The sequence below is a fragment of the Micromonospora sp. PLK6-60 genome (genome assembly GCF_019890675.1).
Taxonomy (GTDB): domain Bacteria; phylum Actinomycetota; class Actinomycetes; order Mycobacteriales; family Micromonosporaceae; genus Micromonospora.
Map to the genome: position 1 here is coordinate 65,647 of NZ_JAIOAA010000017.1, position 17,322 is coordinate 82,968.

The 17,322-nt window shown below is 70.3% G+C and carries 14 protein-coding genes; 6 read left to right on the forward strand and 8 right to left on the reverse strand.

Annotated elements, in window-relative coordinates:
• Positions 1-22 precede the first annotated feature (22 nt).
• The 4 genes from K7640_RS24870 to K7640_RS24885 form a co-directional block, all read right to left on the reverse strand.
• Complete coding sequence (locus tag K7640_RS24870; RefSeq protein ID WP_222957331.1) at positions 23-622, reverse strand: LUD domain-containing protein; 600 nt, start codon at positions 620-622, stop codon at positions 23-25.
• On the reverse strand, positions 619-2,028 hold the full coding sequence (locus K7640_RS24875) for a lactate utilization protein B (protein WP_222957375.1): 1,410 nt from the start codon (positions 2,026-2,028) through the stop codon (positions 619-621). The genes K7640_RS24870 and K7640_RS24875 overlap by 4 nt, the downstream gene beginning before the upstream one ends.
• Positions 2,029-2,045: 17 nt before the next feature.
• Positions 2,046-2,819 carry a (Fe-S)-binding protein gene (locus K7640_RS24880; RefSeq protein ID WP_222957332.1) on the reverse strand — a complete coding sequence of 258 codons (774 nt, stop codon included), beginning with the start codon at positions 2,817-2,819 and terminating at the stop codon, positions 2,046-2,048.
• Between the two features lie 111 nt (positions 2,820-2,930).
• Positions 2,931-3,482, reverse strand: coding sequence for a GNAT family N-acetyltransferase (locus tag K7640_RS24885; protein WP_222957333.1), 552 nt, complete (start codon positions 3,480-3,482; stop codon positions 2,931-2,933).
• 58 nt (positions 3,483-3,540) lie between these two features.
• Between K7640_RS24885 and K7640_RS24890 the strand changes: the two genes are divergently transcribed.
• Complete coding sequence (locus tag K7640_RS24890; RefSeq protein WP_308042695.1) at positions 3,541-4,140, forward strand: TetR/AcrR family transcriptional regulator; 600 nt, start codon at positions 3,541-3,543, stop codon at positions 4,138-4,140.
• 55 nt (positions 4,141-4,195) lie between these two features.
• Here the strand turns inward: K7640_RS24890 and K7640_RS24895 are convergent, their stop codons facing one another.
• A complete protein-coding gene (locus K7640_RS24895; RefSeq protein ID WP_222957377.1) occupies positions 4,196-4,987 on the reverse strand; it encodes a class I SAM-dependent methyltransferase in 792 nt (263 codons plus the stop codon).
• A 102-nt stretch (positions 4,988-5,089) separates the two neighbouring features.
• A complete protein-coding gene (locus K7640_RS24900) occupies positions 5,090-6,262 on the reverse strand; it encodes an acyl-CoA dehydrogenase family protein (RefSeq protein WP_222957334.1) in 1,173 nt (390 codons plus the stop codon).
• A gap of 383 nt (positions 6,263-6,645) precedes the next feature.
• Here K7640_RS24900 and K7640_RS24905 point away from each other — a divergent pair, with 383 nt between their 5' ends.
• The 4 genes from K7640_RS24905 (at position 6,646) to K7640_RS24920 (ending at position 10,972) form a co-directional block, all read left to right on the forward strand.
• Entirely contained in the window at positions 6,646-8,004 is a 1,359-nt protein-coding gene (locus K7640_RS24905) for a DNRLRE domain-containing protein (protein ID WP_222957335.1), read from the forward strand.
• A 136-nt stretch (positions 8,005-8,140) separates the two neighbouring features.
• Positions 8,141-8,509, forward strand: coding sequence for a MerR family transcriptional regulator (locus tag K7640_RS24910; RefSeq protein ID WP_222957378.1), 369 nt, complete (start codon positions 8,141-8,143; stop codon positions 8,507-8,509).
• A 143-nt stretch (positions 8,510-8,652) separates the two neighbouring features.
• Positions 8,653-9,579, forward strand: a complete 927-nt coding sequence (locus tag K7640_RS24915) for an NADP-dependent oxidoreductase (protein WP_222957336.1) — start codon at positions 8,653-8,655, stop codon at positions 9,577-9,579.
• A 364-nt stretch (positions 9,580-9,943) separates the two neighbouring features.
• Positions 9,944-10,972: a glycoside hydrolase family 11 protein gene (locus K7640_RS24920; protein WP_222957337.1), complete on the forward strand. Its 1,029-nt coding sequence runs from the start codon at positions 9,944-9,946 to the stop codon at positions 10,970-10,972.
• A 149-nt stretch (positions 10,973-11,121) separates the two neighbouring features.
• Here K7640_RS24920 and K7640_RS24925 read toward each other — a convergent pair whose 3' ends face one another.
• Positions 11,122-11,736, reverse strand: coding sequence for a hypothetical protein (locus K7640_RS24925; RefSeq protein ID WP_222957338.1), 615 nt, complete (start codon positions 11,734-11,736; stop codon positions 11,122-11,124).
• 755 nt (positions 11,737-12,491) lie between these two features.
• Here K7640_RS24925 and K7640_RS24930 point away from each other — a divergent pair.
• On the forward strand, positions 12,492-14,159 hold the full coding sequence (locus tag K7640_RS24930; protein WP_222957339.1) for a family 43 glycosylhydrolase: 1,668 nt from the start codon (positions 12,492-12,494) through the stop codon (positions 14,157-14,159).
• Between the two features lie 72 nt (positions 14,160-14,231).
• On the opposite strand, the gene K7640_RS24935 is transcribed toward K7640_RS24930, so the two are convergent.
• Positions 14,232-17,138 (reverse strand): immunoglobulin-like domain-containing protein, encoded by a 2,907-nt coding sequence (locus tag K7640_RS24935; RefSeq protein WP_222957340.1) that lies wholly within the window; start codon positions 17,136-17,138, stop codon positions 14,232-14,234.
• Positions 17,139-17,322: the final 184 nt, after the last annotated feature.

Below are 17,322 nucleotides of genomic sequence, written 5' to 3' on the forward strand. Positions count from 1 at the left end.
CGCGACCCGGCGGTAGCGATCGTCAGGCCACGATGATCACGTGGAGGTTCCGTGGGCCGTGGACGCCCTCGACCCGGTTCAGCTCGATGTCGCTGGTGGCCGACGGCCCGCTGATCCAGGTGAGTGGCCGGTGCGGGTCGAGGCGGGCGACGGCGTCCGGGACGGTGGCGACGACCTGGTCGGTGCGCAACACGCAGACGTGCACGTCGGGCAGCAGCGTGATGATCCGGCGGCCCTGGTCCGGGGCGCCGTCGAGCACGACGGTGCCGGTCTCGGCGACGGCCACCGCCGCCGCGGTGACGACCCCGTCCAGGGCGGCGATCCGCGCCGCCGGGAGGTCGTCGTCCGGCACCGCGCGCACGCTGTCGGGCAGCCAGCGTCGGGGCAGCTCCGGTGGCACCACCACCTGCCGGCCGCCGAGCACCTGGTCGACGACCCGGGCGATGTCGGCGTCGCCGCAGCGGTGCACGGTCGCCCGGTAGTCGGTCAGCCGGTCCACCAGCACGTCCAGGTCGACGGCGAGGGCACCGGCGCCGCGATAGGCGCGGGGCGGGTCGGCCGGCGCCGGCCGGGGCGCACCGAGGGCGGCCCGGAGCCGACCGAGGATCAGCTCGCGGCTCATCGCGACGCCCACCACTGGCGGAACGACTCCGGCGGCGGTTGGGGCAGGTCGCGGCTGGCCGTCCAGCCGGACAGCGGCGGGGGCAGCCCCCGGCCGCGGCGGCCGGCGAGCCGGGACAGCTTCGCGGCGCGCTGCGCGGCCGCGTACAGCACCGGGCGGTCCATGGTGTACGCGGCGGCGGCCATCGTCGCCCGCTCGGCGCGCGGGTGCGGCGCCTGGCCGCGCAGGTGCACCAGAATGGACGGAATGTCGATCATCACCGGGCAGGCGTCGTAGCAGGCGCCGCAGAGCGACGACGCGTACGGCAGGGAGGCGTTGTCCGCGACGCCGGTGAGCTGCGGCGACAACACCGCCCCGATCGGCCCCGGATAGACCGAGCCGTACGCGTGCCCGCCGGCGCGCTCGTACACCGGGCAGACGTTGAGGCAGGCCGAGCAGCGGATGCAGTGCAACGCCGCCCGCCCGACCGGGTCGGCGAGCACCGCGCTGCGCCCGTTGTCCAGCAACACCAGGTGGAACACCTGCGGGCCGTCACCGGGGGTGATCCCGGTCCACATCGAGGTGTACGGGTTCATCCGCTCCCCGGTCGAGGCCCGGGGCAGCAGTTGCAGGAACACCTCCAGGTCGCGCCAGGTCGGCACCACCTTCTCGATGCCCATCACGGTGATCAGCGTCTCCGGCAGGGTCAGGCACATCCGCCCGTTACCCTCGGACTCCACCACCGCCAGGGTGCCGGTCTCGGCCACGGCGAAGTTGGCACCGGACACCGCCACCCGGGTGCTCAGGAACGTCTCCCGCAAATGCCGGCGGGCGGCGGCGGCCAACGCCGCCGGCTCGTCGCTCAACGCCGGATCCACACCCGGCATGGCCCGCAGGAAGATCTCCCGGACCTCGGCCCGGTTGCGGTGGATCGCCGGCACCAGGATGTGGCTCGGCCGGTCGTCGCCGAGCTGCACGATCAGCTCGGCCAGGTCGGTCTCCACCGCCTCGATCCCGGCCTCCGCCAGGGCTTCGTTGAGGCCGATCTCCTGAGTGGCCATCGACTTGACCTTCATCACCCGCTCGGCGCCGGTGCCCCGGACCAGGTCGGTGACGATCCGGTTGGCCTCGACCGCGTCGGCGGCCCAGTGCACCGTCCCGCCGGCCCGGGTGACCGCCGCCTCCAGTTGCTCCAGCAGTTCGGGCAGGCGGGCCATGGTGTCGGTCTTGATCGCCCTCCCGGCCGCCCGCAGTTGCGCCCAGTCCGGCAGCTCACCGATCACCGCGGCCGACTTCGCCCGGATGGTGCCGGTGGCGTGACCCAGGTTGCGCCGCAGCTGCGGGTCGGCCAGGCCCCGCCGGGCCGCGACCGGGAACGACTCGTCGCCACGCAGGTGCCCCACCCCACGCGGCGCGGTGGCCGGCATGCCGAGGAACGTACGGGTCACCCGCCCACCTCCGTGCGCCGCCGCTGACCGGAGGTCTCGCTGCCCTCGGTGGCGGCCAGGATCTCCGCCAGGTGCACGGTCCGCACCCCGGCCCGCAACCGCGACAGGCCACCGCCGATGTGCATCAGGCACGACGCGTCGCCGGCGGCGCACACGTCCGCCCCGGTGGCCAACACGTGACGCATCTTGTCCGCCAGCATCGCCGTCGAGGTGTCGGCGTTCTTCACCGCGAACGTGCCACCGAAGCCACAGCACTGCTCCGCCTGCGGCAACTCCACCAACTCCAGCCCCCGCACCGCGCGCAACAACCGCACCGGCCGGTCCCCCACCCGCAGCATCCGCAGCGAGTGACAGGTCGGGTGGTACGTCACCCGGCGCGGGTAGTACGCCCCCACATCGGTCACCCCGAGCACGTCAACCAGGAACTCCGACAGCTCCCAGGTGCGCCCGGCGACGTCCTCCGCCCGGGCGGCCAACCGCTCGTCACCCGCCCGCCGGGCCACCATCGCGTGCTGGTGCCGCACCGACCCGACACACGAACCGGACGGCGCGACCACCACGTCGTACGGGGCGAACGTGCGCACGTGCCGGCGCACCAACGGCACCGCCTGATCCGGGTAGCCGGTGTTGACGTGCATCTGACCGCAGCAGGACTGCCCCTCGGGAAAGACCACCTCGTGGCCGAGGCGCTCCAGCAACCGCACCGTCGCCACCGCCGCCCGCGGAAACAGGGTGTCCGCCAGGCACGTCACGAACAGCGCGACACGCATCCTCCACCACCCATCGGTACCGGCGCGGGCCGGCACCAGGATGGTACCCAGCGCGGTGGCCACGACCGGCCCGGCGACCACCGGCCCTCAGCAGGCGTCGGCGGCCGGCCACTAGCCCGCCGATCCGTCGGCGGCGCCGCCCTGCCGGTGCTGCGGAAGCGGCAGGGACCAGGTCTGGCCGACGAGGTCATGGCCGAAGCTGTGGTGCGGCTGCTCGTCGACGAGGGTGAACCCGGCGGCCTGGTAGATCCGGCGCGCGGATACGAGGAGGTCGTTGGTCCACAGGACGACCTGCCGGTAGCCGACCTGACGGGCGAAGGCGAGGCACTGTTCGACCAGGCGGGTGCCGATGCCGAGACCGCGGGCGGCCGGGGTGACCAGGAGGACGCGCAGCCGGGCCGTCCCGGGTTCGTCGCCGGCGACCAGGAAGACGCAGCCGACACGTTCGCCGTCGACCTCGGCGATCCACGCCGCCTCCCGGGACGGGTCGTGGTCGGTGGCGTAGTCGCCGACGATCGTCGCGACCAGCGCCTCGAAGTCGGAGTTCCAGCCGAACTGCTGCGCGTAGGTCTCGCCATGGGCCGTCACCACCCAGCCCAGGTCTCCCGGACGATCCGCGGGGCGCACGGTGATCTCGATCCGTTGCTGGCAGCCATGCGTCATGTGCCTCGCCTCCCTCGGGTCACTGAAACAGTCGTTTCAGTAACGGTAGGCTAGGCCGGTGACCGAGGAAACGACAAGCCCGTCCGCGCGTAAGGTCGAACTGCTGGAGGCCGCCTACCGGTACGCGCTCGAGCACGGCCTGGCGCACCTGTCCCTGCGCCCGCTGGCCACGGCGATCGGTTCCAGCCCGCGCGTCCTGGTCTTCCTCTTCGGCAACAAGGACGGCCTGACCCGGGCGCTCCTGGCCCGGGCCCGCGCCGATGAACTCGCGATCCTCAACCATGTGCAGGGGTCCGACGACCCGCAGGCCATCGGCCTGGCCACGGCCGTCACGCGCCTCTGGGGGTGGCTGGCCGGGGCGGAGCATCAGCAACTGCTGAAGCTGTGGGCCGAAACCTACGCCACGTCACTGGTGGAACCCGAGGGCGTGTGGGGCGGCTTCGCCGCGGCGACGGTGCACGACTGGCTCACCGTCCTGGCCGACTGCCAGTCCACGGAGGAGAGAGACAGCCCGGAAGGCGCCGGCCGCCGCACCCTCGCCCTCGCGGTCCTCCGCGGCGCCCTGCTCGACCTGCTGGCCACCGGGGACCACGACCGCGTGACGGCCGCGGTCCACCACCAGCTCGCCGTTTTCCAGGCGCCGGCTCCAGCGCCCTGATCCGGTCAGCGACGACGCGCGGCGCACCGCCACCCGGTCGGCGGCTGCTGTTTCCTCATGCTCGGCAGACGATCTCGCCGTGCAGGATGGCGAACCAGGCGTCCGGCGCCGCGGCCCACTCGCGCCAGCCGTCCGAGACGCGGCGCAGGTCGTCCTCCGTCGCGACGCCGGCGGTCAGCAGCTGCGTGGCCAGGTCCGAACTCAGGATCCGCTCGGCCCACATCCCGCCCCACCACCCGGCATCCTCCGGCGTGGCGAAGCACCACGTGCTCGCTGTCGCCGTGACGTCGGAGAACCCGGCGTCCCGGGCCCAGGACAGCAGCCGCCGACCGGCGTCCGGCTCGCCTCCGTTGGCGCGGGCGGCCCGCTGGTAGAGCGCGAGCCAGTCGTCCACCGCGGGCACCCGGGGGAACCAGGTGAACGCCGCATAGTCGCTGTCCCGCGCGGCGACAACGCCACCGGGACGGCAGACCCGGCGCATCTCGCGCAGCGCCCGGACCGGATCGGCGACATGCTGAAGCACCTGGTGGGCGTGGACGACGTCGAACGAGCCGGCGGGGAAGTCGAGCGCGTGGACGTCGGCGACCGCGAAGTCGATGTTGCGCCGGCCGCGCGAGTGGGCCTCCGCGCGGGCGTACTGGAGCGCGTCGCCGGAAATCTCCACGGCGGTGACCCGCCCGGGTGCGACGCGGGCGGCCAGGTCGACGGTGACGGTGCCCGGTCCGCAGCCGACGTCGAGCACCGACATGCCCGGCACGAGGTGCGGCAGGAGGTAGGCCGCCGAGTTCTCGGCGGTACGCCATCGGTGTGAGCGCAGCACCGACTCGTGGTGCCCGTGGGTGTACACGTTCGATGCGGTGGTCATGCGCGGATCCCCTCGACCAGTTGCCCCGACGGTAGCCGCACCATCCCATAGTTCGGAACTAGAATCTCGCTGATTGGAAGCACCTCAGCCCAGGTGTCCGCCGAGTTTGGTGTAGCCGCGCAGCAGGTCGCGGGAGATGATCAGACGCTGCATCTCGTCGGTGCCCTCGAAGATCCGGTACAGCCGCACCTGCCGGTACCAGCGTTCGATCGGCAGCTCACGGGTGTAGCCCATCCCGCCGTGGATCTGCAGCACCCGGTCGACCACCCGGTTGACCATCCCGGCGCCGTAGAGCTTCGCCATCGAGGAGGCGTGCCTCGGGTCGAGGCCGGCGTCGACCGTCCAGGCGGCGCGCAGGATGAGCCAGCGGGCGGCCTCCAGCTCGGTCTCCGAGTCGGCGATCATCCACTGGATGGCCTGGTTGGTGCCGATCGTGGCGCCGAAGGTCTCCCGGGTGTTGGCGTGGTCGATGGCCATCCGCAACGCGCGTTCGGCGATGCCGACGGCGTGCGAGGGGATCGTGTAGCGCCCCTTGCCGATCCACTGCATGCCGAGGGCGAAGCCCTGCCCCACCTCGCCGAGGATGTTGCGGTGCGGTACGCGCACGTCGTCGAAGATCAGCGACGCCGGACCGCCCTCGCCCATGGTGGGGATGAACTCCGACCGCCAGCCCATCGCCCGGTCCACCAGGAACGCGGTCGCCCCGCCGTCGCGGGCACCCCGCTCGGGGTCGGTGACCGCGATGACGATGGCGAAGTCGGCCTCGTTGCCGCCGGTGATGAAGGTCTTCTCACCGTTGAGGATCCAGTCGTCGCCGTCGCGGCGGGCCCGGAACCGGATGTTGGCGGCGTCGGAGCCGGCGCCCGGCTCGGTGATGGCGAAGCAGGAGCTCCGGTCACCGGAGATGGTGGGCAGCAGGAACTCCCGGCGCTGCTCCTCGGTGGCGTGGAAGAGGATGTTGTCCGCCTCGCCACCGAAGCGGAACGGCACGAAGGTACGCCCGATCTCGGTCCAGATCAGCGACTGGACGACGGCCGGCAGCTCCATGCCGCCGTACTCCTGTGGCGTGGCGAGCCCCCAGAAGCCGAACTTCTTCGCCCGCAGTTGCAACTCGCGCAGCTCGGAGCGGTCCAGGCCGGGCTGGTGAGCCCGTTCCCGGCGCAGCAACTCCTGCTCCAGCGGCATGACCTCCCGGGTGATGAAGTCGCGGGCGGTGTCGCGGATGGCCCGCTCCTCGTCCGACAGTCCGAAGTCCATGTGCTCACGGTTCCTCTCCCGGATCAGCAGGCGTCGACGCCGGTGTGCGCCCGCCCGGTTGACTGGCTGCTGGCTCCGCCTGCTGCCGCCGCGCGGTCGACGAAGTCGGGGGCGGAAACGCGGACCCGCGACCTGATCGGCGGAGAGGCGAAGGGCCATGGCAGCAAAACTAGCGGTGCAAGTCCCGACTCGGCCCGCCGGCCGCCACCCGACAGCGGGACCGGTCACCCGGCCCACGGGTGGGGCACCCGCCCCGTCCGTCGGCCGAGATCTCACCCCCGGCACCTCCACCGTTCACGTGCACGTGCCCCGACCGTTTCGGACGATCTTTACATTCGTCGATGGTTGACCTGGGACGGTCACCCTCGAAGAAAGGGATCACCATGGACACTCGTCGGGTCCGGTCGGCCGCGATCGCCGCACTGACCACAGTCACCGCCGCGGCGGTGTTGACCGTGGCCGGCCCGGCAGCCGCCGCCACCAGCACCTTCACCCCCGCCGCCGACACCTACGTCGACAACAGCGCCGCCTCGACCAACTTCGGCACCAGGTCCCAGGTCGGCGTGGACAACTCGCCGGCGAAGCGGATGTTCCTGCGCTTCTCGGTCAGCGGCCTGACCGCGTCCGTGACCAGCGCCCGGCTGCGCATCCACACCGACGACGTGGCGGGCGCCGAGAGCCCCAGCGGCGGCACCTTCACGGCCATGACCAACACCACCTGGTCGGAGACCGGGGTTACCTGGAACAACCAGCCCGCCATCGACGGGACGACCCTGGGTTCGCTCGGCAGCGTCGCCCGCAACGCCTGGTACGAGGTGGACGTGACCCGGCTGGTCACCGGCAACGGCACCGTCAGCATCGGGGTGACCTCGTCGAACAACGACGGCGCCGACTACGACTCCCGCGAGTCCGGCGCCACGGCACCACAACTGATCGTGACGACCGGCACGGCGAGCGGCGACCCGGTGCTGGTGGGCGCGGGCGACATCGCGGATTCCGGCTCCGGGGACACCGCCACCGCCGCCCTGCTGGACAACATCCCCGGGACCGTGTTCACCACCGGCGACAACGTCTACACCAACGGCACCACGGCCGAGTTCAACACCTACTACGAGCCGACCTGGGGCCGGCACAAGGCCCGCACCCGCCCCTCGCCGGGCAACCACGACTACAACACCGCCGGCGCCACCGGCTACTACGGCTACTTCAGCAGCAACGCCGGCCCGTCCGGACGGGGCTACTACTCCTACGACCTCGGCAACTGGCACGTGGTGTCACTGAACTCGAACATCAGCATGTCCGCCGGCTCGGCGCAGGAGCAGTGGCTGCGGGCGGACCTGGCGGCCAGCACCAAGCCGTGCACCCTCGCCTACTGGCACCACCCGCTGTTCACCTCGGGCGCAAACCACGGCCCGTCCACCTCCACCCGCCCGCTCTACCAGGCGCTGTACGACTACAACGCCGACGTCGCGGTGTGGGGCCACAACCACCAGTACGAGCGGTTCGCCCCGCAGAACGCCACCGGCGGCCTGGACACCACCCGCGGCATCCGGGCCTTCGTCGCGGGCATGGGCGGCGCCGGCCACTACGGCTTCGGCACGATCCAGCCGAACAGCGAGGCGCGCAACAGCGACACGTACGGGGTGCTGAAGTTCACCCTGCACAGCAACAGCTACGACTGGGAGTTCGTGCCGGAGGCCGGCAGGACCTACGCCGACCGGGGCGCCGGCAGCTGCCACTGACCCGCGCACCCATCGATGTCAGTGCCGCCATGTCACCACCCCGGTGAGATGGCGGCACTGGCGCGGTCCGACCCGTGGCTAGACTGAACCTCACACGGACGTGAGGTAGGAACGGGAGACAGCGATGACCGCCAGCATTCGGATCGGCGAACTCGCCGCCCGCACCGGGGTCAGCGTGCGATCCCTGCGCTACTACGAGGAGCAGGGGCTGCTCACCAGCCTACGCAGCCCGAGCGGCCACCGCCGCTACCTCGAGAGCCAGGCCGAGCGGATCGTCTTCATTCAGCGACTGTTCTCCGCCGGGCTGAGCAGCCGTACGATCGTCGACCTCCTGCCGTGCGTCGAGTCGCCGAGTGCGGACACCTCGGAGGCGGCGCTGGAGCGGATGCGTCAGGAGCGGGACCGGCTCGACCGGCACATCGAGGACCTGATCCGGACCCGGGCGGTGCTCGACGAGCTGATCGCCGCCAACCGCGCCCACCGGAGCCAACTCGCCCGCGCCTGACCCGCGTCAGCGGTCGCGGCGGCGCCCGGCTGCTGCCCACGTCGCGACCAGGGCGTACGTGTGAGTCGGGTTACCCACCCTTGCATCTGACATCGGTGTCAGCAATTAGCGTCACCGGACGACGACAGCGAGGGAGAACGACGATGAGCCGTGTGTTCGGATACCGCGCCTTCGGTGGCCCGGAGGTCCAGTTCTACTTCGATCGGCCCGATCCGCAGCCCGGCGACGGCGAAATCCTCATCCGGGTCCGGGCCGCTGGCGTGGCCCGCCTCGACCACCTGCTCCGGTCCGGACTCGTCCGGGCACTCAACGGGCACCTGCCGTTCCCGCAGGTGATGGGGATGGAGGCCGCCGGGGACGTACTGAGGGTCGGGGCCGGCGTCACCGACATCGCGGTGGGCGACGCGGTGTTCGGGTTCGCCCTCGGCGGCGCCGGCACGTACGCCGAGACGACGCTCCTGCCGGCCGCGAACGCGGCCCGCAAGCCGGAAGCGCTGCCCTACGAGTGGGCGGCGACGATACCGGTGTCCGGCACCACCGCCCTCGACGGACTCGACCGGCTCAACCTGCCCGAGGGCTCGACGCTGCTGGTCAACGGCGTCGGTGGCAGCACCGGCCAGGTCACCGCGCAGCTTGCCCGGGCGCGGGGCCTGACGGTCATCGGGACCGGCAGCGACAGCAAGCGGGCGGTGGCCGAGGCGCTGGGGGTGAGCTTCGTCAGCTACTCGGCCGGCGATGTCCCCGGTCAGACGCGTGACCTCGCCCCGGCCGGTGTCGACGGCCTGATCGACCTCGTCGGCGGCGACTCGCTGCGTTCGGTCGCCGCGCTGGTGAAGGACGCCCGGCAGCTGGTCTCGGCCGCCGACGCCACCGTGAGCGAGCTGGGCGGCGAGTACCTGCCGCGCCGTCTCGACCGAGCGTCGCTGGAAACCGTCGCCGCGCTGATGGTGGACGGCACCATCGACCCGCACATCACGCGGACGTTCACCTTCGACCGGAGCGCGGCGGCGCTGGCGACCGTGGAGACCGGTCACACCGCCGGCAAGCTGGTGATCGCTGTCTCCCCCTGATCAGCTCGGCGACCGCTGGTCGATCCGCTCCCGCCGCCGATGGGCCGCGGCACCGGCCGTGATCGGCTTGCGGAAGTCTCCGAAACTTTCGGCGACGGTAGCCGTCACGGTACGATCCGTCACCTGTCGCTGCGACCCGACCCGCACCGGCACCGCCCTGTTAGAACTCGGCCTCCGGGACGATCGACACCGCACAAGTCTTTCCGGAATGTTTCGGATAGTTGTTGACAGGGATTCCGGCGACCACCTACCGTCACCATCGACGACACTCGATGCTGTCGCCACCGCCCCTGTTGGTGCGAGAAAACCGGCACCCCACCGCGCTGCTGGCCTCCGCCAGCCCGTCCCGAGGAGGAGCATGCACATGAACGACACCTCGAGCAGACCGAAGGGGCGCGGCCGCGTGCGGCTGCTCCTCGGTGCCGCGTGCGCCGCGGCGCTCGCCGTCAGCGGCACGGTCATCGCCTCACCCAACGCGTACGCCGAGGCCGACCGGACCGTCAGCTCGAGCACCACCGGCACGCACAACGGCTACTACTTCTCATTCTGGAAAGACAGTGGAAACGCCAGCATGACGCTGCGCGCCGACGGCCGGTACACCAGCAGTTGGGACAGAAGCACCAACAACTGGGTGGGCGGCAAGGGTTGGGCCACCGGCACCCGGCGGACGGTCACCTACTCGGGCAGCTACAACCCGGGCAACAACAACACCTACCTGGCCCTGTACGGATGGACGCGCAACCCGCTCATCGAGTACTACGTCGTGGAGAACTTCGGCAGCTACAACCCGAGCAGCGGCGCCCAGCGGCTGGGCACGGTCACCACCGACGGCGGCACCTACGACATCCTCCGCAGCCAGCGGGTCAACGCCCCGTCGATCGACGGCACCCAGACGTTCTACCAGTACTGGAGCGTCCGCCAGCAGAAGCGCTCGAGCGGCACCATCACCACCGCCAACCACTTCGACGCCTGGGCCCGCGCCGGCCTGAACCTCGGCACCAACCACAGCTACCAGATCATGGCCACCGAGGGTTACCAGAGCAGCGGCAGCTCCGACATCACCGTCTGGGAGGGCGGCGGCGGCAACCCCGGCCCCACCACCAACCCGACGACCCCGCCTCCCGGCGGCGGCAACTGCACCGCGGTGCTCTCGGCCGGCCAGCAGTGGGGTGACCGGTTCAACCTCAACGTCGCGGTCAGCGGCACCAACAACTGGGTCGTCACCCTCAACCTGAACGGCGGCCAGACCCTGCAGAACAGTTGGAACGCCTCGGTCAGCGGCACCAGCGGCACCATCACCGCCAGACCGAACGGCAGCGGCAACAACTTCGGCATCACGATCATGGCAAACGGCAACTGGACCTGGCCGACGGTCAGCTGCCGAACCGCCTGACCCCGACCACCATCCGACACCGTACGGGTGGCGCGGCGACCTCGGTCGCCGCGCCACCCGGCTCGGTTTCCGGACCCAATCACCGGCCGGGCAGCTGAGGCAACGGTCGCGACCACCGCCCCGCTACGCCGGAGCACGCTCCCGTCGCTTCACACCGACGGGATCTCGTGCACGGTCGCGGTCACCGTGAGGGACTTCGTGGCCTTTCCGGCGGAGCCGGTGACGGTCAACAGGTAGGTGTGCTTCTGGATGTCACCTTCCGCGCCCGAGCAGGGGAAGTTCAGCGACTCGCTGCCGGACGGGGGGTAGTCGTCGCGGTAGATCCCGGGTCCGTCGACCGACAGCGCCACCTTGTCCACACCGGTCGCGCGCCACTCCAACACCACCGGCGAGCCCGGGACGAGGTTGACGTTGGTGCCGGAGGGGCAGGACGGCTGCTGGCGTACCCGGAAGGAGACGATCGTGGGTCCCGGTGCCGCCGCCGGCGGTTTCGTCGTGGCGCGCCCGCCGGTGTTGGTCCGGCCCTGGCCGGAGTCGGGCTGGCCCTTGCCCGGCTCGCCGGCGGCGGGCTGGCCGGCCGGGTCGCCGCTCGGCCCGTCCTCGCCCGGGGCGACCGTGTTGATCGTGCCCGGAACGGCGTTGGTCGGCGCCGCACCGACCTCGCCGGCGCCGTTCGCGCTCTGCTCACCGTGCCCACAGCCGGCAACGGCCACGGAGCCCACCAGAGCGACGACCACGGCACGGGCCAGCTGCGGTACGCGCATCATTGCTCCTCAAGAAGGCCGACGCGCTGGTGAGTCCGAGTGCGTCGAGAGCCACGATAGGCGGCAGCCGCAAGGCGTGACCAGGTGGCATCGACGGCCTTGACATGCGCCCGGCGGCACCGCTAACGTCGCGCAAAACTGTTAGCGCTAACAGACGGTCCACCTGGGAGTCTCCGGGTTCCGATACGCCTCCCGCCGGGACCGAGCACCGCCACCGCAGCGCCCCAACCGCCCACCCCACGCCCGGCCCACCACCCACCCCACGCCCGGCCCACCGCCTCACGCCACGGCCGAACCACGCACCACCCATCCGGGCCGACGCGACCGTCCACCGATCCCGCGTCTCCGCGGCACCATCAGCGCCGGCAGCATCCGCATCGGCACCCACCGACGCCCGGCGTGACTGCCGCTCGGCACGACCACCGCCTGACCGCCATCCGCGACCACCACCAGATCACCGTCCACCCGGCCGGCGGGCCACCCGCTCGGCCATGCCGCCATTCAGCTCCGGCGACATCCGCCTCACCGTTGGCACCGGTCCCGGGCTACCTCCTTGCCACCTGCCGGGGCCTGAATCCGCCTCAGCACCACCAGGCCGGCCACCCCGAAATCGGCCACTCCCGCCCGTTGTCAGCGCTCATGAAGCCCACACGGAAGGTAGAAACCTCATGGCCCTCGAAAGAACTGCTGGAAACAGACGTCGAGGCATAGCGGCCGTTGGCCTTGCTCTCGCGGTCGGAGTAGGGGTGGGGCAGATGGCACCAATTGTGCCGGCCTCGGCGGAGAAGCCCGCGCAGCCAGGAGCGCAGGGCGTCGGACCCCAGACCCCGACCGCCAAGGTGCCGCTGGCCGGTGTCGACATGGCGCAGACCTACGTGAACCCGATCAACCTGCCCGGGATGGCGGTGCGCAACATCGTAGGGACGATGCCACCCACGGACACGAATGTCGCCAACACATCGCAGATTCCCGCCAGCCTGAACCTGGAGACGTGGACGGCAGCGTCCGGACGGACCCTCGCCAGCCGATCCACCGTCGGGTTCACCCGGATCTCGGAGAACTCGGCACGGACCGGGGCGGACTGGTCCGCGCTGAACGTCGACGGGACCATCTATCTCTACGCGTCCGGCGCCATGCAGAACGCACCGAACAACAACCGCACCGTCTGGTCCACCACCGACTACCTCACGTGGACGCCCCATCAGATGAACCTGGGCCTGGTCGCACCGACCGTCGTGCAGATCGGCGACAAGTTCTACATGGCCGGCAACAACACGCCGGTCTATCAGGCGGACTCGCCCACCGGGCCGTGGACCAGCATGGGGAATTTCCTGCGCCCGACCGGCCAGACCCTGAGCGTCGGCGACGTGCAGTTCTTCCTCGACACGGACGGACGGCTGTACCTGACGTACAACATCGGCTCGCCGATCATGGGCGTCGAACTCGACCCGAACAATCCTCGGCAGCTCATCAGCGACCCGGTCGTGGTCTGGACCTTCGACCCGCGCAAGGAGTGGCAGCACATCGGCGACAACAAGGCCACCTACACCCACGGGTACGTGGAGGGCTCGCAGCTGTTCAAGGTCGGGGACACCTACTACCTCTCGGTCGCGTCCGGCGGCACGGAGTTCACCACGTACGCGACCGGCGTCATGACGTCGGACAAGCCGCTCTCCGGATTCAAGGAAACGCAGCAGAACCCCATCGGCTACGGAAACAACCACCCCAGTGCGGTGTATCCGAACGCCGGGCACGGCAGCTTCGTCACCGACAGCTCCGGCAACCTGGTGTTCTTCTACACCTACGTCATCGCCTACGAGGAGTTCTTCGAGCGACGGCTGGGGATGGACGTCTGCAACGTGATCCCCGCCGGCCCGCAACAGGGAGCGATCGACTGCGAGCTGTCCAACACGCCGCAACTGGCCCCCGGGAAGAAGATCTCGGGCCGGGACGACGTCGGGCTCTACAACGTGGCCACCAACAGCCAGGCGTACTGGGCGAGCAGCTACGCCCCCGGTCGCAACCCGTACTACGGAGGCGACCGATCCCTGTCGACCTGGTGGGAGCCGGCCGACAGCGACACCGCGCCGACGTACATCAGGGGCTTCGGGACGGTCTTCCACATCTCCGCCGCGCAGATCCAGTGGAAGGAGCTCGGGCGTACCTTCACCAAGGACAACGCCGTGCGGTACACGCTGGAGTACAAGGACATCCCCACCAACACGTGGCGGACGCTTGTCGACCGGAGTACGAACACCACCGCGTACACGGCTGAGTACGTCACCTTCGACCGGGTGCTTACCAACGCGGTCAGGCTGAAGGTCCTGGGTACGACCGAGAACGTCAAGGTCGGCGTCCACGAGCTCAACGTGTTCGGCGAGAACTACAACCTGGTCGCCTCGAAGGGCATGATCACCCCGTAGTCCGAAGCGGTAGAAAGGGAGCGGGCGAGATCGGTCGATCTCGCCCGCTCCTTCTTGTCGTTTCGGTGCTGGCTACCGCACCGTCAAATTCTGGTAGTCGGCGGCGTAGGGCTGGTAGGTCGGGTTGCCGGAGTAGGCCACCCGGACCCGGTAATTCCCGGGCTCCAGATCGGCGGTCGGCAGGGTGACGACCGCCCTGCCGTCCGCCAGCGGCACGACCTGCGCGGTGCCGCCGAAGGTGACGGTGACCTCGCCGGTCGGGATCGGCGCGTGCTGCTTCAGCCCGCCCCCCGGCCCCACCGTGACGTGCAGGCTGAACGTGTCGCCGCGGACCACCGACGCCGGCGCGGCATTCGCCTGGACCTTGACGGCGGCCGAGCCGGCGGGCACCTCGAACGACGCCGTACCCTCCGACGCCTTCAGGTAGTCGAAGCCGAGGTACTCGACCTTGACGGTCCGGGCACCCGCCGGCAGACCCGTCGGCAGTGCGACCGTGGCCGCGCCGTCCTTCAGCTGGGCGAGCTGCGACCACGAGCCGATGCTGAACCGCACCTGACCGCCGGTCTCGAACCCGTCAGCCGCCGTGACCGTGGCGGTGGCCGTGGTGCTCTGCGCCCCGCTCGCGTACGGCTCGACGGCCACCTCGGTGGTGGTCGTGACGTCGCTGTTCGGGATCCCCCGGATGTCGTTCCACTCGCGCAGGGTCAGCGGGATCACGGTGCCGTGGCGCGGACGGACGACACCCGCGTTCGTCATCGTGATCGCCTTGGCGTTCCAGGTCGGCGCCTCGATGTTCTCGTGGCACGCGGCCTGGTATCCACCGCCGTTCGTGTACCGGTCACCCCAGAGGTAGAACTGGCCGGGGCAGGAGGTGTCACCCGGGTTGGCCTTGAAGATGACCGGCCCCTCGTACCCCTGGTTGGCGACCCACGTCGTGCGGCCCAGAGCCGGCGCGACCAACGTCCAGTTGTTGATGTTGCTGTCCAGGAAGTCGGTGTGCTTCTCCGAGAAGATGTCCGAGCCCTGGTTGCCGGCCTCGTTCTTGGTCACCCGGTAGTAGTTGTCGCCGACCCGGATCGCGGTCGTGTCGATCCGCGACAGCGGGGCCGGGTTCTGCCAGACCTGGGGAGCGGAGAACGTCTGGAAGTCGCGCGTCGTGGCGTACCACATCTGCGCGTTGCCCTGACCGGTGCGGTTCACGGGGTTGTTCCACAGCGACTGCGCCCAGAACACGGCGTAGGCGCCGATCTCCTCGACCCACAGCGACTCGGGTGCGAAGGCGTTGCCCGCGTCGTCGGGCGCGACCTTCACGTGCCGCTGCGGGGTCCAGTTCACCAGGTCGTGTGACTCGAACACCTCGATGTACTGGGTGTCGTTGATGGCGTAGCCGCCCTGGTCGTACCAGTTCAGGTCGGTGGCGATCATGTAGAACGTGTCGCCGTCGGGTGAGCGGACGATGTGCGGGTCACGAAGGCCCTGGTCGCCGAGCTGGGAGATGAGCGACGGCCGGCCTCCGGTCAGACCGGTCCAGTCCAGCGCGGTGTTGCCGTTGGACGTGGCGAACATGATCTGCTCGCCGTCGGCGATCCCCTCGCCCTTGAAGTACCCCATGAAGTACCGCTCGTGCTCCTCGGAACGGGGCATGGCGGTGATCGTCACCGGGAACGACTTCGTCTTCGAGGCCGACCCCTTGGTGATGGTCGCCGTCAGGGTGGCGGCGACATCCGCATGGCCGAAGGCCGGGCGGGTCACCACACCGGTCGGGGTGACCAGGTCGGTGGTCGACTTCCAGGTGATCGTGGACCCGAACTCGCCGTCGGCCGCGAGGTCGAGGTTTCCGCGTACGTCGTCGGTGGCGTACAGGGTCAGGTCGAACGTGTCCCGGTCGACCGCCTGCGCGTCGTCGAACTCGGCCTTCACCACGACGGGGATCTCCCGGGTGGTGACCTCCTGGGCGCCCTTGCGGACCGTCGCCGTGAGGGTGGCTGTCGCGTCGGGCTGCCCCTGGGCGGGTCGGGTGATCCTGCCGGTCACCGGAACCTTGCGTGCGCTGTTGAGGGCCGGCGGGGTGTAGACCTCGACGACCGACGGGTCCGAACTCGTCCAGGTGATGGCCGAGCCCGCCACGGAGCCCACCTTGGGCAGCCCGATGTCGCGTACGACCGCACTGGTCAGGCCGAGGTCGATGGCGGCGGCGTCGGCTCGTACGCCGGTGGAGACGGTCCGTTCCGCCAGCGCGAGGGTCTCGTCGAGGCTCACTGCCCGGTCGTAGACCCGGAAGTCCCGGAGCGTGCCGCGGAACGAGTAGTGGCCCGACGTCTGCGAGCGGGCGAGGAAGTTGCAGTTGGTCCCCGCGGCGTTGACCGAGGGCGGCGTGGTCAGGTTCGTCGACGTCGCGTGCAGCACGCCGTCGAGGTAGAGCCGGCCGGTCCAGCTCGTACCGTTCTCGTTCAGTGCCTGGGTGTAGGTGACGTGCGTCCACGCTCCTTCGAGCATGCGGACCCGGTTCTGTTGCAGGTTCGCCGAACCTACCGCGACGCGGAACCGCTGGGTGTTCGACGCGAAGATGGCGCCCTGGGCGCCGGTGTCGGCGTCGCACGAGCCGGACTTGCGGCCCAGGCTCCACATCTGGTGCTCGCCGACGTTCGCCGGGTCGATCCACACGTCATAGTCGACGGTGAGGTTCGACATGCCGGCGGTGAGGTCGTTCGGCAGCGCCACGTACGCCCCGTCGAGGGCGCTCTCGTAGGAGTCGGGGTTGAACCGGACTCCGTCGCCGGTCAGGGTCGCCTTCTCCGGGTGTACGAGCGTGGCGTTCGCCGCCGAGCCCGCGCTACCCGAGTTGACCAGGGTCGTCCCACTGGTCTCGTCGAGGGCGAAATGGTGCACCAGGCCCTCGTTGAGCCGCTCGTCGGCGGCGTACGAGGGCGTCGCCACGAACGAGACCGAGAGCAGCGCACCCAGTGCCAGGCCCGCCACACCACTACCCTGCCGACCCAGCCGGGGCCGTGACCTTCGCTGTCGCAATCGCAATTGGTCCTCCTTGATCGGTGTGAATCCCTCTGAAGTGGACAAATGCTGTTAGCGCTAACAACTTTGCCACCGCAAGGTCAACGAGGCGATGCGTTGCGGTCCCGAGGTCCTGGTGGGGGCGTCGCCGGTT

Bases quoted from the DNA above. Each gene is read 5' to 3' on its own strand.
- K7640_RS24930 (WP_222957339.1), top strand. From the start codon at position 12,492: ATGGCACCAATTGTGCCGGCCTCGGCGGAGAAGCCCGCGCAGCCAGGA.
- K7640_RS24880 (WP_222957332.1), bottom strand. From the start codon at position 2,819: ATGCGTGTCGCGCTGTTCGTGACGTGCCTGGCGGACACCCTGTTTCCG.
- K7640_RS24915 (WP_222957336.1), top strand. From the start codon at position 8,653: ATGAGCCGTGTGTTCGGATACCGCGCCTTCGGTGGCCCGGAGGTCCAG.
- K7640_RS24900 (WP_222957334.1), bottom strand. From the start codon at position 6,262: ATGGACTTCGGACTGTCGGACGAGGAGCGGGCCATCCGCGACACCGCC.
- K7640_RS24870 (WP_222957331.1), bottom strand. From the start codon at position 622: ATGAGCCGCGAGCTGATCCTCGGTCGGCTCCGGGCCGCCCTCGGTGCG.
- K7640_RS24885 (WP_222957333.1), bottom strand. From the start codon at position 3,482: ATGACGCATGGCTGCCAGCAACGGATCGAGATCACCGTGCGCCCCGCG.
- K7640_RS24905 (WP_222957335.1), top strand. From the start codon at position 6,646: ATGGACACTCGTCGGGTCCGGTCGGCCGCGATCGCCGCACTGACCACA.
- K7640_RS24925 (WP_222957338.1), bottom strand. From the start codon at position 11,736: ATGCGCGTACCGCAGCTGGCCCGTGCCGTGGTCGTCGCTCTGGTGGGC.
- K7640_RS24875 (WP_222957375.1), bottom strand. From the start codon at position 2,028: ATGCCGGCCACCGCGCCGCGTGGGGTGGGGCACCTGCGTGGCGACGAG.
- K7640_RS24920 (WP_222957337.1), top strand. From the start codon at position 9,944: ATGAACGACACCTCGAGCAGACCGAAGGGGCGCGGCCGCGTGCGGCTG.